Consider the following 19,784-nt stretch of genomic DNA (forward strand, 5'->3'; position numbering starts at 1 on the left):
GGTGAAGAGCACCAGTGCGCCGATGAAAACCCCATCCATTTTTGTTCTCCGTCGTCGAAATCGGACGACTGGAACCTTATGGGAACGCGCGTAAAGGGCGGGTCAAAGGTGTCGGGGCGGGTGTAAAAAACACGTAAACGCGTGCGGCGGGGAACGGCGGGCCGAACGTGCGGCGGGACGTCGGGCGGGTCGGGAGGCAGGTCGGGAGACAAGACGGGCGGCACGCCGGCGCCGCCCGCAACGGGACGTGCCGGCGTGGCGCCGGCACGAACGGGATGCGTCAGGGAACGAGGATCGTCGAGCCGGTGGTCTTGCGCGCTTCGAGATCGGCATGCGCGCGGCCGACTTCCGCGAGCGGGTAGCGCTGGTTGATGCTCGTCTTGACCTTGCCCGACAGGATCACGTCGAACAATTCGGCGGCCGCGGCCTCGAGATCGGCACGCTTCGCGATGTACGAGAACAGCGTCGGGCGCGTGAAGAACAGCGAGCCGCGCGACGAGAATTCCTTCGAGTCGATCGGCGGCAGCGGGCCCGACGCGTTGCCGAAGCTGACGAAGTAGCCGAGCGGCGCGAGGCTGTCGAGCGAACCGACGTAGGTGTCCTTGCCGATCGAATCGTAGACGACCGGCACGCCCGCGCCGTGCGTGATCTCCTTCACGCGCTGCGTGAAGTTCTCGCGCGTGTAGACGATCGGATGATCGCAGCCGTGCGCCTTCGCGAGCCCGGCCTTCTCGTCGGAGCCGACCGTGCCGATCACGGTCGCGCCGAGCGCCTTCGCCCACTGGCACACGAGCAGCCCGACACCGCCGGCCGCCGCGTGGATCAGGATCGTGTCGCCGGCCTTCACCGGGTACGTGCGGCGCAGCAGGTAATGCGCGGTCAGGCCTTGCAGCATCACCGACGCCGCGTCGTCGTAGCTGATCCCGTCCGGCAGCTTCACGACGCGCTCGGCCGGCATCACGCGCTCCTGCGCATAGGCGCCGGGCGGCTGGCCGACATAGGCGACGCGGTCGCCGGCCTGGAACCCAGTCACGCCGTCGCCGACGGCCGTCACCTCGCCCGCCGCCTCCATCCCGAGGCCGCCGGGCAGCGGCTGCGGATACAGGCCCGTGCGGAAATACACGTCGATGTAGTTGAGCCCGACCGCGTGTTGCCGGATGCGGACTTCGCCCGCCTTCGGCGCGCCGACCTCGACATCGACCCACTTCATCACGTCCGGGCCGCCCGGCTGGTCGTATCGGATTGCTTTCGGCATCGTTTTGCTCCTCTTCTGTCTGTCAGTCAGGAAAATCCGGGGCGCCGATGCGCGCGCCACACCGATTCGTGGGAGTGCCGGCAGGCGCGCGTGGCGACGCACGATTCTCGCGCGTCGCCGCCGTCGGTGCATGGCCCTGCCGCCGGCAGGGACAATCGCGCCCGACCCACGCCTAGCAAACGTCCTGCATGTTCCGCGCCAGATCGTCGAGCAGCATCCGCGCGGTCGCGACGTTGGTCGCGACCGGCACGTCGTGCACGTCGCACGCGCGCACCAGCGCGGTGATGTCGGGGTCGTGCGGCTGCGCGGTCATCGGGTCGCGCAGGAACACGACGATGTCGACACGCCCGTCGGCCAGTTCCGCGCCGATCTGCAGGTCGCCGCCGAGCGGCCCCGACAGCTTGCGCTCGACCTCGAGCCCGTGCGCGGCGGCGATGCGCCCGCCCGTCGTGCCGGTCGCGACCAGCCGGCATTGCGCGAGCGTCTCGCGATACTGGCCCGCGAGCGCGACGATCTCGTCCTTCTTCGCGTCGTGCGCAATCAGTGCGATGCGGGGTTTGCTCATCTCCAGTTCCTTCGTCGTTCGGTTGTTGTCATCGTGAATCGAAAAGCGCGGGTCAGAACGTCCCCGGATACGCGCCGCCGTCGAGCAGCCAGTTCTGCCCGGTGATGTAGCCGGCGTGCACGCTGCACAGGAACGCGCAGGCCGCGCCGAATTCGGCGCGCGTGCCGAGTCGCCCGGCCGGGATGTCCCGGGTGCGCCGCGCGCGCATCTCGTCGACCGTCACGCCCTGCGCCTTCGCCGACGCGGCGAGCGTCGTCGCGATCCGGTCGGTGTCGAACAGCCCCGGCAGCAGGTTGTTGATCGTCACGCCCTGCCCCGCGACCTTGCGCGACAGCCCCGCCACGAAGCCGGTCAGCCCCGAACGCGCGCCGTTCGACAGCGCCAGTACGTCGATCGGCGCCTTCACGGCCGAACTCGTGATGTTGACGATCCGGCCGAAGCCGCGGCCGATCATCCCGTCGATGGTCGCGCGGATCAGCTCGATCGGCGTCAGCATGTTCGCCTCGAGCGCGCGAATCCAGTCGTCGTGGGAAAAGTCGCGGAAGTCGCCGGGCGGCGGGCCGCCGGCATTCGTCACGAGAATGTCCGGCTGCGGGCACGCGGCGAGCGCGGCCGCGCGGCCGTCCGGCGTCGTGATGTCGCACGCGACCGCCGTGACCGACACGTTCGCGCCGGCGCGAATCTCTTCCGCGGTTTCCTCCAGCGTGTCGCGCGTGCGCGCGACGATCACGAGGTTCACGCCCTCGGCGGCCAGCGCTTCCGCGCAGCCGCGCCCGAGGCCCTTGCTCGCCGCGCACACGAGCGCGGTCTTTCCTTCGATGCCGAGATCCATCGTCGTTTCCCTGGTGGCGCGCGTACCGCGCGGCCCCGCGCTGCCGCCGGCGGGCGGGCGAACGGGCGTGCGCGGCACGCGGATTGTCGTGAGACGTCGATAATATCCGGATCACACGGCGCGCCTTGGTAAAATTGCGGCCATGAGCGACGGCCGGCCCGTGCCCGCCGCCGCCCCCGATCCCCTTTTGCCGCCAAGGCACCCCGTCATGAAACAGGACAGCCGTTTCCCGAACCTCTTCATCACCGATCACCCGCTGATCCAGCACAAGCTCACGCACATGCGCGACAAGGACACGTCCACGCGCACGTTCCGCGAACTGCTGCGCGAGATCACGCTGCTGATGGGCTACGAGATCACCCGCAACCTGCCGATCACGACCAAGCGGGTCGAAACCCCGCTGGTGGCGGTCGACGCGCCGGTGATCGCCGGCAAGAAGCTCGCGATCGTGCCCGTGCTGCGCGCGGGCATCGGGATGTCGGACGGCCTGCTCGACCTCGTGCCGTCCGCGCGCGTCGGCCACATCGGCGTGTACCGCGCCGACGACCACCGCCCGGTCGAATACCTGGTGCGCCTGCCGGACCTGGAAGACCGCATCTTCATCCTGTGCGACCCGATGGTCGCGACCGGCTATTCGGCCGTGCATGCGGTCGACGTGCTCAAGCGCCGCAACGTGCCCGCCGCGAACATCATGTTCGTCGCGCTGGTCGCCGCGCCCGAGGGCGTGCAGGTGTTCCAGGACGCGCACCCGGACGTGAAGCTGTTCGTCGCGTCGCTCGACTCGCACCTGAACGAGCATGCGTACATCGTGCCCGGCCTGGGCGACGCGGGCGACCGCCTGTTCGGCACCAAGAACTGACCGCACCGGGCGGCCGGCGCCGCCGTGCCGCGCGGCCCCGGCGCGCCGCGACGGTCGCCCTGGCCGTCCGGCCATGCGCGGCGGCCCCGAACCGGCGGTCGCCGCGTGATAAAATCACGCTCCACTCGACACGCGCGGCCCCGCGGCTTCATGCCCGCCGACACGGCCGCCGATTCAACGACACACTGAAACAATCGCCCGCGCTGCGCGCCCGGGCACGGAGAAAGGTATGGCTGGTCATTCGAAATGGGCCAACATCAAGCATAAGAAGGCTGCGGCCGACGCGAAGCGCGGCAAGGTCTGGACCCGCCTGATCAAGGAAATCCAGGTGGCGGCGCGCCTCGGCGGCGGCGACGTCAACTCGAACCCGCGCCTGCGTCTCGCGGTCGACAAGGCGGCCGACGCGAACATGCCGAAGGACAACGTCAAGCGCGCGATCGACCGCGGCGTCGGCGGCGCGGACGGCGCGAACTATGAAGAAATCCGTTACGAAGGCTACGGCATCAGCGGCGCGGCGATCATCGTCGACACGCTGACCGACAACCGCACCCGCACGGTCGCGGAAGTGCGCCACGCGTTCTCGAAGTTCGGCGGCAACATGGGCACCGACGGCTCGGTCGCGTTCATGTTCGATCACGTCGGCCAGTTCCTGTTCGCGCCCGGCACGTCGGAAGACGCGCTGATGGAAGCCGCGCTCGAAGCCGGCGCGAACGACGTGAACACGAACGACGACGGCTCGATCGAAGTGCTGTGCGACTGGCAGGCGTTCTCGGCGGTGAAGGACGCGCTCGAAGCCGCCGGCTTCAAGGCCGAACTCGCCGAAGTGACGATGAAGCCGCAGAACGAAGTCGAATTCACCGGCGACGACGCGGCGAAGATGCAGAAGCTCCTGGACGCGCTCGAGAACCTCGACGACGTGCAGGACGTGTATACGAACGCCGTCATCGTCGAGGAATGAGATGCCGGCCGCCGTGCGCAATATTGCGACGGCGGCCCGACCGATTTCGCGGCCGGCGCGCCTGAGCGTGCCGGCCGCCCTGTTTTCTAGTCTGCGGGGAATCCCATGAAACTACTCGTCGTCGGTTCCGGCGGCCGCGAACATGCGCTGGCGTGGAAGCTCGCGCAATCGCCGCGCGTCCAGATGGTCTACGTCGCGCCCGGCAATGGCGGCACGGCGCAGGACGAGCGTCTGAAGAACGTCGACATCACGGCGCTCGACGAACTCGCCGATTTCGCGGAACGCGAAGGCGTCGCGTTCACGCTCGTCGGGCCGGAAGCACCGCTCGCGGCCGGCATCGTCAATCTGTTCCGCGCGCGCGGCCTGAAGGTGTTCGGCCCGACCCGCGAAGCCGCGCAGCTCGAAAGCTCGAAGGATTTCGCGAAGGCGTTCATGAAGCGCCACAACATTCCGACGGCCGACTACGAGACCTTCTCCGATGCGGCCGCCGCCCACGCGTACATCGACGCGAAGGGTGCGCCGATCGTCGTGAAGGCCGACGGCCTCGCGGCCGGCAAGGGCGTCGTCGTCGCGATGACGCTCGAAGAGGCCCATGCGGCCGTCGACATGATGCTGTCGGGCAACAAGCTCGGCGATGCCGGCGCGCGCGTCGTGATCGAGGAATTCCTCGATGGCGAGGAAGCGAGCTTCATCGTGATGGTCGACGGCAAGCATGCGCTGGCGCTGGCTTCCAGCCAGGATCACAAGCGCCTGCTCGACGAGGATCGCGGCCCGAACACCGGCGGCATGGGCGCGTATTCGCCCGCGCCGATCGTCACGCCGCAGATGCACGCACGCGTGATGCGCGAGATCATCATGCCGACCGTGCGCGGGATGGAGAAGGACGGCATCCGTTTCACGGGCTTCCTGTACGCGGGCCTGATGATCGACAAGGAAGGCAATCCGCGCACGCTCGAGTTCAACTGCCGGATGGGCGACCCGGAAACGCAGCCGATCATGGCGCGCCTGAAGAGCGATTTCTCGAAGGTCGTCGAGCAGGCGATCGCGGGCACGCTCGACACCGTCGAGCTCGACTGGGATCGCCGCACCGCGCTCGGCGTCGTGCTGGCCGCGCACGGTTACCCGGACGCGCCGCGCAAGGGCGATCGCATCAACGGAATCCCGGCCGAAACCGAACAGGCCGTGACGTTCCATGCCGGCACGACGCTCGCCGAAGGCGACAAGCTGGTCACCTCAGGCGGCCGCGTCCTGTGCGTGGTCGGCCTCGCCGATTCGGTGCGCGAAGCGCAGCAGCATGCGTACGACACGATCAACCAGATCAATTTCGAAGGCATGCAGTACCGCCGCGACATCGGCTTTCGCGCGCTCAACCGCAAGAGCGCGTGACGTCGCCCTCGCCGCCCCGCGCCCTTGCGGCGGCGGCCCCTCTGCCGGGGTTCGATAGAATGCCCGGCAGACGCTTTTTTTACGGCCCCCGCTCAGGGTGGGGGCAGCCAGTCCAGACATGACCGATTCGACCTACGACGTGACGCGCGTGCGCACGTATCTCCAGGGCCTGCAGACACGCATCGCCGACGCGCTCGGCGCGCTCGACGGCACGCCGCTCGCGACCGACACGTGGCAGCGCGGGCCGGCCGAACGCCTGCGCGGCGGCGGCTGCACGCGGATTCTCGAAGGCGGCCGCGTGTTCGAACGCGCTGGAATCGGCTTTTCCGACGTCGCGGGCGACGCGCTGCCGCCGTCGGCGAGCGCGGCGCGCCCGCAACTCGCGGGCCGCGGCTTCGAGGCGCTGGGCGTGTCGCTCGTGCTGCACCCGCGCAATCCGTACTGCCCGACCGTGCACATGAACGTGCGGATGCTGATCGCGACGAAACCGGGTGAAGCCCCCGTGTTCTGGTTCGGCGGCGGCATGGATCTGACACCGGTTTACGGTTTCGAGGACGACGCACGGCATTTCCACCAGACCTGCAAGGATGCGCTCGACCCGTTCGGCGTCGAGCTCTACCCACGCTTCAAGCAATGGTGCGACGACTATTTCTTCCTGAAGCACCGCAACGAAACGCGCGGCATCGGCGGGATCTTCTTCGACGATTTCTCGGAGCCCGGTTTCGAACGCTCGTTTGACATGATGCAAAGCGTTGGCGATGCGTTCCTGCACGCTTACCTGCCGATCGTCGAGCGCCGCGCCGAGCTGCCGTACGGCGAGCGCGAGCGCGACTTCCAGGCCTACCGCCGCGGCCGCTACGTCGAATTCAACCTCGTGTTCGATCGCGGCACGCTGTTCGGCCTGCAAAGCGGCGGCCGGACCGAGTCGATCCTGATGTCGATGCCGCCGGTCGCGAACTGGCGCTACAACTGGCAACCCGAGCCGGGTTCGCCGGAAGCGCGCCTGTATAGCGACTTCCTCGTGCCGCGCGACTGGGTCTGAGCCCGCGCGCCCCGCTGCCCCCAACGAAAGGACGCGTTTCTGGACACCACCGCCCGCCCCGCCCCGCTGCCGCGTCGTATCGGCTTGCTGGGCGGCACCTTCGACCCGATCCACGACGGCCATCTCGCGCTCGCGCGCCGGTTCGCCGCGCTGCTCGAGCTGACCGAACTCGTGTTGCTGCCCGCCGGGCAGCCGTACCAGAAGCGCGACGTGTCGGCCGCCGAGCACCGGCTCGCAATGACGCGCGCGGCCGCGGATTCGCTCGTGCTGCCGGGCGTGACCGTGACCGTCGCCACCGACGAGATCGAGCACACCGGCCCGACCTACACGGTCGAGACGCTCGCGCGCTGGCGCGAGCGGATCGGCCCGGATGCGTCGCTGTCGCTGCTGATCGGCGCCGACCAGCTCGTGCGCCTCGATACGTGGCGCGACTGGCGCACGCTGTTCGACTACGCGCACATCGGCGTGTCGACACGCCCGGGCTTCGAGCTCGGCGCGGCGCCCCCGGACGTCGCGCGGGAAATCGCCGCGCGGCAGGCCGGCGCCGACGTGCTCAAGGCCACGCCGGCGGGCCGCCTGCTGATCGATACGACCCTTTCGTTCGACATCGCCGCGACCGACATCCGCACGCACCTGCGCGAATGCATCGCACGCCATGCGCAAATGCCCGACGCGTCGGCCGAACATGTGCCGGCCGCCGTATGGGCCTATATTCTTCAACATCGCCTCTACCATTCCTGAATCCATGGATATTCGCAAACTGCAGCGCGTGATCGTCGACGCCCTCGAAGACGTCAAGGCGCAAGACATCAAGGTGTTCAACACCAGCCACCTGACCGAATTGTTCGACCGCGTGGTCGTCGCCTCGGGCACCTCCAACCGCCAGACCAAGGCGCTCGCGTCGAACGTGCGCGACAAGGTCAAGGAAGCCGGCGGCGACGTCGTCAGCTCCGAAGGCGAGGACACCGGCGAATGGGTGCTGGTCGATTGCGGCGACGCGGTCGTGCACATCCTGCAACCGGCGCTGCGCCAGTACTACAACCTCGAGGAAATCTGGGGCGACAAGCCCGTGCGGATGAAGCTCGGCGGCGGCAAGGGCGACGGCTTCGCGACGGCGAGCGAAGACGACGAGGAAGAGGAAGAAGCGCCCGCACGCCCGGCGCGCAAGACGGCCGCCCGCCGCCGTTAAGCCGTCGCGCGTGTCCCGATGAAGCTTTTCATCCTCGCGGTCGGCCACAAGATGCCGGGCTGGATCGCATCCGGCTTCGACGAATACACGAAGCGGATGCCGCCCGAACTGCGCATCGAGTTGCGCGAAATCAAGCCGGAATTGCGTTCGGGCGGCCGCAGCGCCGAAAGCGTGATGGCAGCCGAGCGGCAGAAGATCGAGGCCGCGCTGCCGAAGGGCGCGCGCCTCGTCGCGCTCGACGAGCGCGGCCGCGACTGGACCACGATGCAGCTCGCGCAGGCGCTGCCCGGCTGGCAGCAGGACGGCCGCGACGTCGCGTTCGTGATCGGCGGCGCCGACGGGCTCGATCCGGAGCTGAAAGCGCGCGCCGACGTGCTGCTGCGCATCTCGAGCATGACGCTGCCGCACGGCATGGTGCGCGTGCTGCTCGCCGAACAGCTTTACCGGGCGTGGAGCATCACGCAGAATCACCCCTACCACCGCGCATGACGTGCCGTCCTCGAGACGCGCGCCGCGCGCGCTCAACGAGATAACGACACCATGCCGTCCAGCACGCCCCCCGCGCTTTTCCCGATTCTTTACCTCGCTTCGCAAAGCCCGCGCCGCCAGGAGCTGCTGCTGCAGATCGGCGTACGCTTCGAGCTGCTGCTGCCGCGCCCCGACGAGGACGCCGAGGCGCTCGAGGCCGAACTGCCCGGCGAAGCCGCCGACGCGTACGTGCGGCGCGTGACCGTCGCGAAGGCCGAGGCCGCGCGTGCGCGCCTCGTCGCGAGCGGCAAGCCGGCCGCGCCGGTGCTCGTTGCGGACACCACGGTGACCATCGACGGCGCGATCCTCGGCAAGCCGGCCGACGCCGGCGATGCGCTCGCGATGCTCACCCGCCTCGCGGGCCGCGAACACGAAGTCCTGACCGCCGTCGCCGTGATCGGCGCCGACGGCGACCTGCTGCCGCCCGCGCTGTCGCGCTCGTCGGTACGCTTTTCAAACGCACCGCGCGACGCGTTCGCGCGCTACGTCGACACCGGCGAGCCGTTCGGCAAGGCCGGCGCGTACGCGATCCAGGGCCGCGCGGCCGAATTCATCGAGCGAATCGACGGATCCCATTCAGGTATCATGGGTCTGCCCCTTTTTGAGACTGCCGCGCTGCTGCGTACCGCACGCGTCGCCTTCTGAACCGCACCATGAACGAAGAAATCCTGATTAACCTCACGCCGCAGGAAACGCGCGTCGCACTCGTCCAGCAAGGTGCGGTGCAGGAGCTTCACGTCGAGCGGACGCTGTCGCGCGGGCGGGTCGGCAACATCTATCTCGGCAAGGTCGTGCGCGTGCTGCCCGGCATGCAGTCGGCGTTCATCGACATCGGCCTCGAGCGCGCGGCGTTCCTGCACGTCGCCGACATCTGGCATCCGCGGCTCGCGGGCGAGCCGCAGTCGGCCGTGCCGCACCAGCCGATCGAGAAGATCGTGTTCGAAGGCCAGACGCTGATGGTGCAGGTGATCAAGGATCCGATCGGCACGAAAGGCGCGCGGCTGTCGACGCAGGTCAGCATCGCGGGCCGCACGCTCGTCTACCTGCCGCAGGAGCCGCATATCGGCATCTCGCAGAAGATCGAGAGCGAGGCCGAGCGCGAGGCCGTGCGTGCGCGCCTGACCGCCGTGATTCCGCCGGACGAGAAAGGCGGCTACATCGTGCGCACGATCGCCGAGGATGCGACCTCCGACGAACTGGCCGGCGACGTCGCGTACCTGCGCAAGACCTGGGCGACGATCGTCGCGCAGGCGCAGCGGCTGCCGGCGACGAGCCTGCTGTACCAGGATCTCGATCTCGCGCAGCGCGTGCTGCGCGATTTCGCGAACGACGACACGACGCGCATCCAGGTCGATTCGCGCGAAACCTACCAGCGCCTGTCGGAATTCGCGGGCGAGTTCACGCCGGCCGTGAGCCCGAAGCTGCATCACTACACCGGCGAGCGGCCGCTGTTCGACCTGTATAACATCGAGACGGAGATCCAGCGCGCGCTGTCGCGCCGCGTCGACCTGAAGTCGGGTGGTTACCTGATGATCGACCAGACCGAGGCGATGACGACGATCGACGTGAACACGGGCGGCTATGTCGGCGCGCGCAATTTCGACGACACGATCTTCAAGACCAACCTCGAGGCCGCGCACACGATCGCGCGGCAACTGCGGCTGCGCAACCTCGGCGGAATCATCATCATCGACTTTATCGACATGGAGAATGCCGAGCATCGCGACGCGGTGCTGTCCGAACTGAAGAAGGCGCTGTCGCGCGACCGCACGCGCGTGACGGTCAACAGCTTTTCGCAGCTCGGGCTCGTCGAGATGACGCGCAAGCGCACGCGTGAATCGCTCGCGCACGTGCTGTGCGAACCGTGCCCGACCTGCCAGGGCAAGGGCCAGGTGAAGACGTCGCGCACCGTGTGCTACGACATCCTGCGCGAGATCCTGCGCGAATCGCGGCAGTTCAATCCGCGCGAGTTTCGCGTGATCGCCGCGCAGCAGGTGATCGACCTGTTCCTCGACGAAGAATCGCAGCATCTGGCGATGCTGATCGACTTCATCGGCAAACCGGTGTCGCTGCAGGTCGAGTCGAACCTGAGCCAGGAGCAGTACGACATCGTGCTGATGTGACGGTGCGTTCTTTGGCGGTTGCGCGATTTCGGCCCGGCATGGGAGGTATTTCGCGCAACCTGCATTCAATGTGGTGAACGGCTATTCCGCACGGCCCCCTTCCCGTGCGAAACACTCGATCGCTTCGGTATCCCACCGGCCGAGACGCATCGCTTCTTCCAGCATGCCGAGTGTCAGGGGCACAAGTTCCGGGTCACGATATTTCGACGAAAACAGCCCAAGGAACGTTCTAACCATATCGAGCGTTTCCGGGCCGATGTATCGCTGATACGGGAAGTGCTCTACATCGATCCCGAAGGTCTCGCCCCACTTGTCGATAAATTCGATCGCGTCGATTCCCGTGATGCGAAGGTCCTCTTCCATCCGGCTTGAACGTGACAGCTTCAGCGGACCGCCAAAAAGCGGACGCCCTAACTCCTCCCGAGCAAATGCCTCGAGCCGGTCCCATGCCGTGTCAGTCATATCAGAGTACCCTGTCTTCCGGTTTTGCAATGCTGTTGTAGACCCGCACCGTATTCCACATGACGACCGCCGCATCCGTGGCGAGCATGAATAGTGCCGACAACAGGCACTGCACGGCCGACGAATGCACCGAGGTTACGAGTCGTCGCGATCCGCACACCACCAGCACCGGCTTTCGTGATGGTCGGCATCCGAATCCCGACGTTGAACGGCAGCGCTTTGCGCGCCGCAAGCGACGCAACGGAGGTGCCGGCCGCTGCGCCGCGCGGCTTGCCGGGAACCGGTACATCGTTCTGCCCCAATAGCACGGCAGCCGCAGCTCCAAGGTCGTGAAAGCCAAACCGTTTGCAAACCTGATTCACCGCAACCCAGAAAAACAGATCCCCCGGCGTGAGATTCTCGCGCCCCTCATACGAATAGCGATTCGTCCGACATACGGCCCTCGTGGTGGTTCGAATGACCGCAGACCTTAGCAAAGCCGAACACGCTCGCCGTCCCTGTATCATTCGGTCAGGCGTGCAATAGGCCGCTTGACCAGGCCGCACGGCGAAGAGCCCATCGCGCAATTGTTTAAGAACCGTTTCGGGAACGGTCCCGCGATACGCCCTCTTCCGCCGCCAGCCTCGCCCATGCCGCACGTCGGCCGGGTGCCCGCGCCATCCGCCGCGCGATCCGTTCTCACCTCACATTCATTCACGACACACCATGAGCCAAGGCCACAACCGCCGCCAGCGCAAGAAACTCCACATCGGCGAATTCCAGGAACTCTCGTTCAACGCCACCGCGCATTACCGCAACGACATGACCGACCTCGAGCGCGGCCAGTTGATCGATGCATTCATCGACTTCGTCGAAGCGAACGGGCTGCTGACCGTCGCGTCCGCGGACGAAGGCATCGGCGCGTACGTGATCTCCGGCGCGCCGCGCGGCACGACGACCGACGCCGATCGCGAGCTCGTGCGCGGGTGGCTGGCCGCCCGTCCGGAACTGAAGGACGTCCAGGTCAGCGAATTCGCCGACGCGTGGTATCCGGACGCCTGATTTCCTGGGTTCACGCTGCTTCAGGCGGCGCCTGCCCGCCACCACGGCGGGCCAGATCGACGTCGTTTCTGCAGCATGATCATGATGGCCGCCGGCGTTGCGGCGCTGTCGTTGCTGTCCGCGTGCGGCAGCTCGGCGCGTTGAGCCAACGCACCGACGGTAGCGGGCGCCGGCGCCCGCATCGTCGTCGATCGGGCGCCGCAGCCCGCCCGCCGACCGGCCTCCGATCCCTTCCTTTTCCCGACGATCGGCCTGCAACCCGCCATCGAAATCGGTCCTGAAAGCAAGACACGTTAAACTCTCACCCTCGCGTGGTGCGCCGCCCGCACCCGCCATCCATCGCCAGCCGCGTGCCCTCGGGCCGCCCCGACCCATGGAGTGAGTGTCAATGAGCGGCGGACTCCCGTTTCCCGCATCCTGCAAGTCGTTGCCGTCCTCGACGGTCTTCCTGATCGTCGCCGTCGCCGCGCTGCTGTCCGGCTGCGGGCTGCTGCCGGTCCAGAACCCGCCCGCGCCGATCAGCGAGGCGCTCGTCGAGCCTGTCGAGGAAACCGCCGGCGAGCCGCTGACGATGCCGCCGGTGCCGCCGCCGACGCAACCGGAGGAACCGGAAGCGCCGAAGAAGCCGCACCGCGAGGTGACGCGGCCGAAGCCCGTGCAGCGCCCCGAATCGCCGACCCCACCGCCGCCTCCGCCCCCGCCGCTCGTCGCGACGCGCGCGCTCGACCGCACCCAGATCCATGCGCTGCTCGACAGCGAAGTCGCGCGCCGCAACGGCAAGGTGGTCGGCCGCGCGGTCGACATGGTGGTTGACGCGGGCGGCAAGCCGCGCGAGATGATCGTCAACCTGCAGGGTTTCATGGGCATTGGCGACCGCAAGGTCATCTTCCCGTGGAACGTGTTCCGCTTCACGCCGGGCGGCAAACAGGAGCCGATCGTGCTCGACGTGCCGTCGGGCGACCTGCCGCCGGCCGCACGGCCCAAGGCCGTGCCGCTGTCGGGCTCGGCCGCGGCGTCGCCGGCGACGCGGCTGCCGATGCTCGACAGCGAAGTCGAGCGCCCGAACGGCACGAAGATCGGCCGCATCGTCGACGTGCTGATCGACCGCGGCGCGCAGCCGCAGGCCGTCGTGCTCGACCTCGGCGGCCTCGTCAATACCGACCGCCGTTCGATCGCCGCGAGCTGGGGCGCGCTGCGCTTCGTCACGCGCGACAAGGCGCTGCACCCGCAGCTCGACCTGAACGACGCACAGATCAAGGCAGCGCCGCCGTACGCGGCCGACAAGCCGATCGTCGCGGTCTTTCCGCCCGTTGCCCCGGCGGCAGCGGTGCCGGCTTCGTCTGCGAGTGCCACCCGATGACGATCCAGCATTCCGTCAGCGTTCGCAGTCTCCGGGCCCTCGACTGGCTCAACTTTTTCGTTGCAAACGTTCAAACCGGGTTCGGTCCGTTCATCGCGTCCTACCTCGCGTCGCACAAGTGGACGCAGGGCGAGATCGGCATGGTGCTGTCGATCGGCACGATCAGCGCGATGGTCAGCCAGGTGCCGGGCGGCGCGGCCGTCGATGCGCTGAAGAACAAGAAAGGCGCGGCCGCGTGGGCGATCGCGGCCATCATCCTGTCCGCGGTGCTGCTCGCGTCGAGCCCGACGATCGTGCCGGTGATCGCCGCCGAGGTGTTCCACGGCTTTGCCAGCTGCATGCTGGTGCCGGCGATGGCCGCGATCTCGTTCTCGCTCGTCGGCCGCGCCGACCTCGGCGACCGGCTCGGCCGCAACGCGCGCTGGGCGTCGATCGGCAGCGCGGTCGCGGCGGGCCTGATGGGGCTCACCGGCGAATACTTCTCCGCGCGCGCGGTGTTCTGGCTGACCGCCGTGCTGGCGCTGCCGGCGCTGTTCGCGCTCGCGATGATCCAGCCGACGCACCAGGTGATTCCGCAGTCGTCGAAGCCCGACGACGTCGACGAAACCGGCGAGCGCGAAACGCTGCTCGAACTGCTGCGCGACCGCCGGATGCTGATCTTCGCGGCCTGCGTCGTGCTGTTCCACCTGTCGAACGCCGCGATGCTGAACCTCGCGGCCGGCGAAGTCACGGCGGGGATGGGCGAGAACGTGCAGCTCGTGATCGCCGCGTGCATTATCGTGCCGCAGGCGATCGTCGCGATGCTGTCGCCGTGGGTCGGCCGCTCCGCGCAGCGCTGGGGACGCCGGCCGATCCTGCTGCTCGGCTTCTCCGCGCTGCCGGTGCGCGCGCTGCTGTTCGCCGGCGTCAGCAGCCCGTACCTGCTCGTGCCCGTGCAGATGCTCGACGGCATCAGCGCGGCGGTGTTCGGGGTGATGCTGCCGCTGATCGCGGCCGACGTCGCGGGCGGCAAGGGTCGCTACAACCTGTGTATCGGGCTGTTCGGGCTCGCGGCCGGGATCGGCGCGACGCTCAGCACGGCCGTGGCCGGCTACGTCGCCGATCACTTCGGCAACGCGGTCAGTTTCTTCGGGCTCGCCGCGGCAGGCGCGCTCGCGGTGCTGCTGGTCTGGCTCGTGATGCCCGAGACGCGCGTCGACAACGGCGATGCGACGACCGACGAACCGGCGGCCGCCTCGCCCGAACAGGCGCATTGACGGCGGCGCGCCACCGCTACCCGCTTCTTCGCCGATGCACGATGGATACGATCAGGACACTCAACGAAGCCCGCCAGCAGATCCAGCAGTCGATCTTCGATCTGTTCAAGGGGCTGTCATTCAGCGAGCGGCTCGCGCAAGGCGGGCTGATGGCGGTGCAGGCCGTCTGCGGCGCGTGCCTCGCGTATGCGATCGGCCGCGCGATGCACAGCGAGCAGGCGGTGTGGGCGGCGATCACCGCGATCGCCGTCACGCAGCACAACTATTCGGACACGATGTCGCTGTCACGCGACCAGTTCATCGGCGCGATGGTCGGCGGCGTCCTGGGCTTCGCCGGTGCGGCGTTGGGCGGCGATCGCCTCGTCGCGTATGCGATCACGGTCGCGGTCGTGATCGTCTGCTGCTGGTGCCTGAACATCGGCAGCGCGGCGCGGCTCGGCGGCGTGACCGCGACGATCGTGCTGCTGTTCCCGGGCAACGGCCCGCTGTGGGACGTTCCGCTGATCCGGCTCGGCGAAGTGACGCTCGGCACGGTGTGCGCGCTGGGTGTGTGCTGGGTGATGTCGAGAATCGAGCGACGCTGGTTCCGCCGCGCGGCGGCGAAGTGACGCGGCGCCGGGCAACGCGCCCGGCAGCCGGATGAACGATCTGAATGCTGAGTAACGGGTACGGACCGGGTTGCGGACTTGTTTACGGACCCACCCGCAGCACGATGCCCGAGCCGATCTGCACGAGCAGGTAGTCGCCGCCGACGCCGACCCAGTGATAGCCGCGCGGCGGCGCACTCAGGTGGTAGCCGCGCCAGTCGTCGACCACGTACTGGCGATCGCGGAACTCGGCCGGCAGCCGGTCGCCCTTGTGCCAGTCGCGGCGCGGCCCGTCGGCCCAGCGCGGCGGCACGTCGTCTTCGCGATGCATCGCGTGGCCGGGCGGCACGTGTTTCGGGCCATGGCCGCGATGCATGCCGGGGCCGCCGCGGTCATCGCGATTGCCGTGATCCTGCGCCATCGCCGCGGTGGCGGCGCAGCCGGCCGCGATCAGTGCGGCCAGCATCCTGCCGTGCATCCTCTTCATTGTCCTTCCCTCCGTGGTGTCACGTCGAACAAGAAACGACCGGGACTGCCCGATGAAGACTAGCACACGGCATCGCGGCCGCCTGACCGTGCGTCACGCCGCCTGCTGCTGGTACTGGATCCGGTGCAGGTGCGCGTAGAGGCCGCCGTGGCGCAGCAGTTCGTCGTGGCTGCCCTCTTCGACGATCTTGCCGGACTCGAGCACGAGGATGCGGTCCGCGCGCTCGATCGTCGACAGCCGGTGCGCGATCACCAGTGTCGTGCGGCCCTCCATCAGCCGCTCGAGCGCGGCCTGCACGTGGCGCTCCGACTCCGAATCGAGCGCCGACGTCGCTTCGTCGAGAATCAGGATCGGCGCGTCCTTGTAGATCGCGCGCGCAATCGCGAGCCGCTGGCGCTGGCCGCCGGACAACCGCATCCCGTTGCCGCCGACCAGCGTATCGAGCCCGTCGGGCATCGCGGCGACCGCGTCGGCGAGGTTCGCTGCCTCGAGCGCGGCCTGCACGCGCGCGCGATCGGGCGTCTGCCCGTAGGCGACGTTCGCGGCGATCGTGTCGTTGAACAGCACGACGTCCTGGCTGACCATCGCCATCTGGCTGCGCAGCGCGTGGAGATCGTAGTCGGCAACCGGCACGCCGTCGACCAGGATCGTGCCGCCCGTCGGATCGAAGAAGCGCGGCAGCAGGTTCACGAGCGTCGTCTTGCCGCTCCCGGACGGGCCGGCCAGCGCGATCATCTCACCCGGCGCGACCTTGAACGAGATGCGGTCGAGCGTCGGCCGTTCGGCCGCGCCGTAATCGAACGACACCGCGCGGAACTCGATCTCGCCGCGTGCATGCGACAGCGGCCGCCCGCCGCCCTGCGGCTCGGCCGGCTCGTCGATCAGCCCGAAGATCAGCTCGGCGGCCGTCATCCCGCGCTGCAGCGGCTGGTTGACGTCGATCAGGTGCTTGAGCGGCGAGATCACCAGCAGCATCGACGTGACGAACGCGACGAAGCCGCCGACCGTCGTCTGGTCGTTCGACGACTGCACGACCGCGATCGTGATCACGACCGCGAGCGCGATCGACGCGAGGAACTGCGTGAGCGGCTGCGCGAGGCCGCCCGAGATCGTCATGCGCATCGCATAGCCGCGCAGGCGCTTGCTCATCGTCGTGAAGCGGTCCATCTCGTACGCTTCGCCGTTGTGCACCTTGACGACCTTGTAGCCGCCGACCGTCTCCTCGACGATGTACGACAGCTCGTTGGTCAGCGTCTGGTGCTCGCGGTTCAGGCGGCGCAGCCGGCGGTTGATCTTGCTGACGAGCCAGCCGATGCCCGGCAGGATCACCGCGACGATCAGCGTGAGCCGCCAGTTCAGGTAGAACAGGTAGCCGAGCAGGAAGATCACCGTCAGCGAGTCGCGCACGAGCGTGACCATCACGCCGGTCAGCACCGACAGGATCTGGTTGACCTCGAACACGATCGCGTTGATCACCGTGCTCGCGGTTTCGCGCTGGAAGAACGACGCGCCCGTGTGGAGCATCCGCTGGAACATCTCGAGCCGCAACTGCAGCAGGATGCGGTTCGATACGTAGTTGAGCAGGTAATTCGACGTGTACTGCGATACACCGCGCACCAGCGCGAGGCCGATCACCGCGATCGGCACGTACCATTTCGCGCTGTCGCTGCCGTGCGAGCCGAAGCCGTGGTCGAGCAACGGCTTGAGCAGCGCCGGAATGCCGGCTTCGGTGGCCGCGACGACGCCCATCGTCATCACGGCGAGCACCACGATGCCGATGAGCGGCCGGATGTACGGCCACAGGCGCTTGAGGACCGTGACCGGCGAGGTGCCGGTGCCGTCCATCGGTTTGCGAAGAGTGTTCTGGGTTTCCAAGGCAATCCTTCTTGAGCCGCGATGCGGCGCCCGGCGCGTGGCCGCCCGGGGGTGCGCCCTGCCGGGCGGGTGCCGGAAAGGGCTCAACATTATAGCTGCACCGCCCCCGCGGGCACGCCCGTCGCCGATGCGGGCCGCGGCCGGGCCGAAGGTATACTGCCGCTCACCGTTTTCTCCGCCTTTCCGACGATTTCATGGCTGAACCCTCCCTCGGCGTCGCCCTCATCGCCCTCAACGCATCGGCGCGGCTCGCGCAGTGTCTCGCTGCGCTGTCGTTCGCCGACGACGTCGTCGTCGTCGACGGCGGCAGCACCGACGATACCGTCACGATCGCGCAGGCGCACGGCGCGCGCGTGATCGTCGAGCGCGACTGGCCGGGCTTCGGCCCGCAGAAGAATCGCGCGCTCGACGCGCTCGGCACCGACTGGATCCTGTCGCTCGATACCGACGAAATCGTCACGCCGGAACTCGCGCAGTCGATCCGCGACGCGATCCGCGCGCCGGCCGCGCAGGTCTACGCGCTCGACCGGCTGTCGAGCTTCTGCGGCCAGTGGATCCACCACAGTGGCTGGTATCCGGACTGGGTGCCGCGGCTGTTCCGGCGCGGCGCCGCGCGGTTCTCGGACGACCTCGTGCACGAGCGCCTCGTGTTCGATACCGCCGCGCAGCGACTGACCGGCAAGCTGATGCACTACTCGTACGAGGATTTCGAAACGGTCGTGCGCAAGCTCGACGCGTATTCGACGGCCGGCGCGCGCCAGCGCCGCGCGGCCGGCCAGCGCGGCGGCTTCGGCAAGGCGCTCGGCCGCGGCGCGTGGGCGTTCGTGCGCACCTACGTGCTGCGGCGCGGGTTCCTCGACGGCCGCGCGGGCTTCATGATCGCGGTGTTCAACGCGGAAACCGTGTACTACCGCTTCCTGAAGCTCGGTCACGAGCCGGCCCGCTAGGCGCCCGCCCGGTGCGCGGCCGGCCCGGCGTTACAATGCCGGGTTGCGCGCACCGCGCGTGCCCGCCCGGGCGGCTGCGCCGCGCGCCGCCCGTCACGACGACCACCGAACCCGACCGCCATGTTCTCCATCATCATTCCGACCTGGAACAACCTGCCGTACCTGAAGCTCGTCGTCGACAGCCTGCGCCGGCATTCCGCGTACGACCACCAGATCATCGTGCACGTGAACGACGGCTCGGACGGCACGCTCGACTGGGTGCGCGACGAAGGGATCGAACACACCGCGTCGCCGGCCAACATCGGCATCTGCCATGCGGTCAACCTCGCCGCCGCGCGCGCCACGCGCGACTACGTCGTCTACATGAACGACGACATGTTTTGCTGCCCGGGCTGGGACACGGCGCTCGTGCGCCGCATCGAACGGATGCCGACCGACCTGTTCATGCTGTCGGGCACGATGGTCGAGCCGGTCGACACGCGCAACCCGTGCGTGGTCGTCAGCAATTTCGGACGCGACGCCGAGCAGTTCGACGCGGCGGGCCTCGTCGCCGCGGCCCCGACGCTCGCGCGCGCGGACTGGCTCGGCTCGACCTGGCCGCCCACCCTCGTGCACCGCGACTGGTGGAACCGCATCGGCGGCTACAGCAGCGAGTTGTCGCCGGGCATGAGCAGCGACAACGACTTCTCGATGAAATTCTGGGACGCCGGCTGCCGGATCTTCGTCGGCGTCGGCGACAGCCTCGTGTACCACTTCCAGCAGAAGAGCACCGGCAAGATCGTCAAGAACGACGGCCGCCGCCAGTTCCTGAACAAATGGGGCATGACGCAGGCGACGTTCGACCGCTACTACCTGCATCGCGGCGAGCCGGTCGGCACGCAGATCGCGCTCGATACACCGGTGGTGGAAGGCCGCCTCAAGCGCGCGCTGTTGCGCTCGCGGATCAAACGCGCATTCAGCTGATCGGGCCCCGAAAACCGCACGGAAACCTGCCCGGCTTCGCGTATACTGCGCCGTTCGTCCCGGGTCTCC

21 protein-coding genes and 1 pseudogene are annotated in these 19,784 nt (G+C 68.2%); 15 read left to right on the forward strand and 7 right to left on the reverse strand.

Annotation, left to right across the window (positions count from 1 at the left end):
* Positions 1-280: 280 nt before the first annotated feature.
* From CFB89_RS11705 to CFB89_RS11715, 3 genes are all read right to left on the reverse strand, one after another.
* Entirely contained in the window at positions 281-1,255 is a 975-nt protein-coding gene (locus tag CFB89_RS11705; RefSeq protein ID WP_089468048.1) for a quinone oxidoreductase, read from the reverse strand.
* Positions 1,256-1,427: 172 nt separating this feature from the next.
* On the reverse strand, positions 1,428-1,820 hold the full coding sequence (locus CFB89_RS11710; RefSeq protein WP_006478230.1) for a methylglyoxal synthase: 393 nt from the start codon (positions 1,818-1,820) through the stop codon (positions 1,428-1,430).
* A gap of 52 nt (positions 1,821-1,872) precedes the next feature.
* On the reverse strand, positions 1,873-2,652 hold the full coding sequence (locus CFB89_RS11715; protein WP_089468049.1) for an SDR family oxidoreductase: 780 nt from the start codon (positions 2,650-2,652) through the stop codon (positions 1,873-1,875).
* A gap of 208 nt (positions 2,653-2,860) precedes the next feature.
* Here CFB89_RS11715 and upp point away from each other — a divergent pair, with 208 nt between their 5' ends.
* From upp to rng, 9 genes are all read left to right on the forward strand, one after another.
* Complete coding sequence (gene upp, locus CFB89_RS11720) at positions 2,861-3,511, forward strand: uracil phosphoribosyltransferase (protein ID WP_006481871.1); 651 nt, start codon at positions 2,861-2,863, stop codon at positions 3,509-3,511.
* 229 nt (positions 3,512-3,740) lie between these two features.
* A complete protein-coding gene (locus tag CFB89_RS11725) occupies positions 3,741-4,469 on the forward strand; it encodes a YebC/PmpR family DNA-binding transcriptional regulator (protein WP_089468050.1) in 729 nt (242 codons plus the stop codon).
* Positions 4,470-4,574: 105 nt separating this feature from the next.
* Complete coding sequence (gene purD, locus CFB89_RS11730; protein ID WP_089468051.1) at positions 4,575-5,855, forward strand: phosphoribosylamine--glycine ligase; 1,281 nt, start codon at positions 4,575-4,577, stop codon at positions 5,853-5,855.
* A 118-nt stretch (positions 5,856-5,973) separates the two neighbouring features.
* Complete coding sequence (gene hemF, locus CFB89_RS11735) at positions 5,974-6,897, forward strand: oxygen-dependent coproporphyrinogen oxidase (RefSeq protein WP_089468052.1); 924 nt, start codon at positions 5,974-5,976, stop codon at positions 6,895-6,897.
* Between the two features lie 39 nt (positions 6,898-6,936).
* Complete coding sequence (locus CFB89_RS11740; RefSeq protein WP_089468053.1) at positions 6,937-7,638, forward strand: nicotinate-nucleotide adenylyltransferase; 702 nt, start codon at positions 6,937-6,939, stop codon at positions 7,636-7,638.
* A gap of 4 nt (positions 7,639-7,642) precedes the next feature.
* On the forward strand, positions 7,643-8,086 hold the full coding sequence (gene rsfS / locus CFB89_RS11745; RefSeq protein ID WP_089468054.1) for a ribosome silencing factor: 444 nt from the start codon (positions 7,643-7,645) through the stop codon (positions 8,084-8,086).
* An 18-nt stretch (positions 8,087-8,104) separates the two neighbouring features.
* Positions 8,105-8,575 carry a 23S rRNA (pseudouridine(1915)-N(3))-methyltransferase RlmH gene (rlmH, locus tag CFB89_RS11750; RefSeq protein WP_006484265.1) on the forward strand — a complete coding sequence of 157 codons (471 nt, stop codon included), beginning with the start codon at positions 8,105-8,107 and terminating at the stop codon, positions 8,573-8,575.
* A gap of 51 nt (positions 8,576-8,626) precedes the next feature.
* Positions 8,627-9,259: a nucleoside triphosphate pyrophosphatase gene (locus CFB89_RS11755; protein ID WP_089468055.1), complete on the forward strand. Its 633-nt coding sequence runs from the start codon at positions 8,627-8,629 to the stop codon at positions 9,257-9,259.
* 8 nt (positions 9,260-9,267) lie between these two features.
* On the forward strand, positions 9,268-10,737 hold the full coding sequence (gene rng / locus CFB89_RS11760) for a ribonuclease G (protein ID WP_089468056.1): 1,470 nt from the start codon (positions 9,268-9,270) through the stop codon (positions 10,735-10,737).
* An 81-nt stretch (positions 10,738-10,818) separates the two neighbouring features.
* Here rng and CFB89_RS11765 read toward each other — a convergent pair whose 3' ends face one another.
* Together CFB89_RS11765 and CFB89_RS35755 are read right to left on the reverse strand one after the other, a co-directional pair.
* On the reverse strand, positions 10,819-11,199 hold the full coding sequence (locus CFB89_RS11765; protein WP_089468057.1) for a DUF1493 family protein: 381 nt from the start codon (positions 11,197-11,199) through the stop codon (positions 10,819-10,821).
* Position 11,200: 1 nt separating this feature from the next.
* Positions 11,201-11,657: pseudogene (locus CFB89_RS35755) on the reverse strand (STM2901 family protein).
* 247 nt (positions 11,658-11,904) lie between these two features.
* Here CFB89_RS35755 and CFB89_RS11775 point away from each other — a divergent pair.
* The 4 genes from CFB89_RS11775 (at position 11,905) to CFB89_RS11790 (ending at position 15,464) form a co-directional block, all read left to right on the forward strand.
* Positions 11,905-12,240, forward strand: coding sequence for a YggL family protein (locus CFB89_RS11775; protein WP_069618124.1), 336 nt, complete (start codon positions 11,905-11,907; stop codon positions 12,238-12,240).
* 388 nt (positions 12,241-12,628) lie between these two features.
* Positions 12,629-13,600, forward strand: a complete 972-nt coding sequence (locus tag CFB89_RS11780) for a PRC-barrel domain-containing protein (protein WP_089468058.1) — start codon at positions 12,629-12,631, stop codon at positions 13,598-13,600.
* The gene (locus tag CFB89_RS11785) at positions 13,597-14,856 is read left to right on the forward strand and encodes an MFS transporter (RefSeq protein ID WP_089468059.1); all 1,260 of its coding nucleotides are present in this window, start codon (positions 13,597-13,599) and stop codon (positions 14,854-14,856) included. The genes CFB89_RS11780 and CFB89_RS11785 overlap by 4 nt, the downstream gene beginning before the upstream one ends.
* A gap of 41 nt (positions 14,857-14,897) precedes the next feature.
* Positions 14,898-15,464, forward strand: a complete 567-nt coding sequence (locus CFB89_RS11790) for an aromatic acid exporter family protein (RefSeq protein ID WP_089468060.1) — start codon at positions 14,898-14,900, stop codon at positions 15,462-15,464.
* Positions 15,465-15,546: 82 nt separating this feature from the next.
* On the opposite strand, the gene CFB89_RS11795 is transcribed toward CFB89_RS11790, so the two are convergent.
* The gene (locus CFB89_RS11795) at positions 15,547-15,930 is read right to left on the reverse strand and encodes an RcnB family protein (protein WP_089468061.1); all 384 of its coding nucleotides are present in this window, start codon (positions 15,928-15,930) and stop codon (positions 15,547-15,549) included.
* A gap of 93 nt (positions 15,931-16,023) precedes the next feature.
* The gene (gene msbA, locus CFB89_RS11800; protein WP_256979667.1) at positions 16,024-17,775 is read right to left on the reverse strand and encodes a lipid A export permease/ATP-binding protein MsbA; all 1,752 of its coding nucleotides are present in this window, start codon (positions 17,773-17,775) and stop codon (positions 16,024-16,026) included.
* 224 nt (positions 17,776-17,999) lie between these two features.
* Here msbA and CFB89_RS11805 point away from each other — a divergent pair, with 224 nt between their 5' ends.
* Both CFB89_RS11805 and CFB89_RS11810 read left to right on the forward strand, forming a co-directional pair.
* The gene (locus CFB89_RS11805) at positions 18,000-18,752 is read left to right on the forward strand and encodes a glycosyltransferase family 2 protein (protein WP_089468063.1); all 753 of its coding nucleotides are present in this window, start codon (positions 18,000-18,002) and stop codon (positions 18,750-18,752) included.
* Positions 18,753-18,872: 120 nt separating this feature from the next.
* Positions 18,873-19,715: a glycosyltransferase family 2 protein gene (locus CFB89_RS11810; protein ID WP_089468064.1), complete on the forward strand. Its 843-nt coding sequence runs from the start codon at positions 18,873-18,875 to the stop codon at positions 19,713-19,715.
* Positions 19,716-19,784 lie beyond the last annotated feature (69 nt).

This window comes from Burkholderia sp. AU16741, assembly GCF_002223345.1.
Classification (GTDB): Bacteria; Pseudomonadota; Gammaproteobacteria; order Burkholderiales; family Burkholderiaceae; genus Burkholderia; species Burkholderia sola.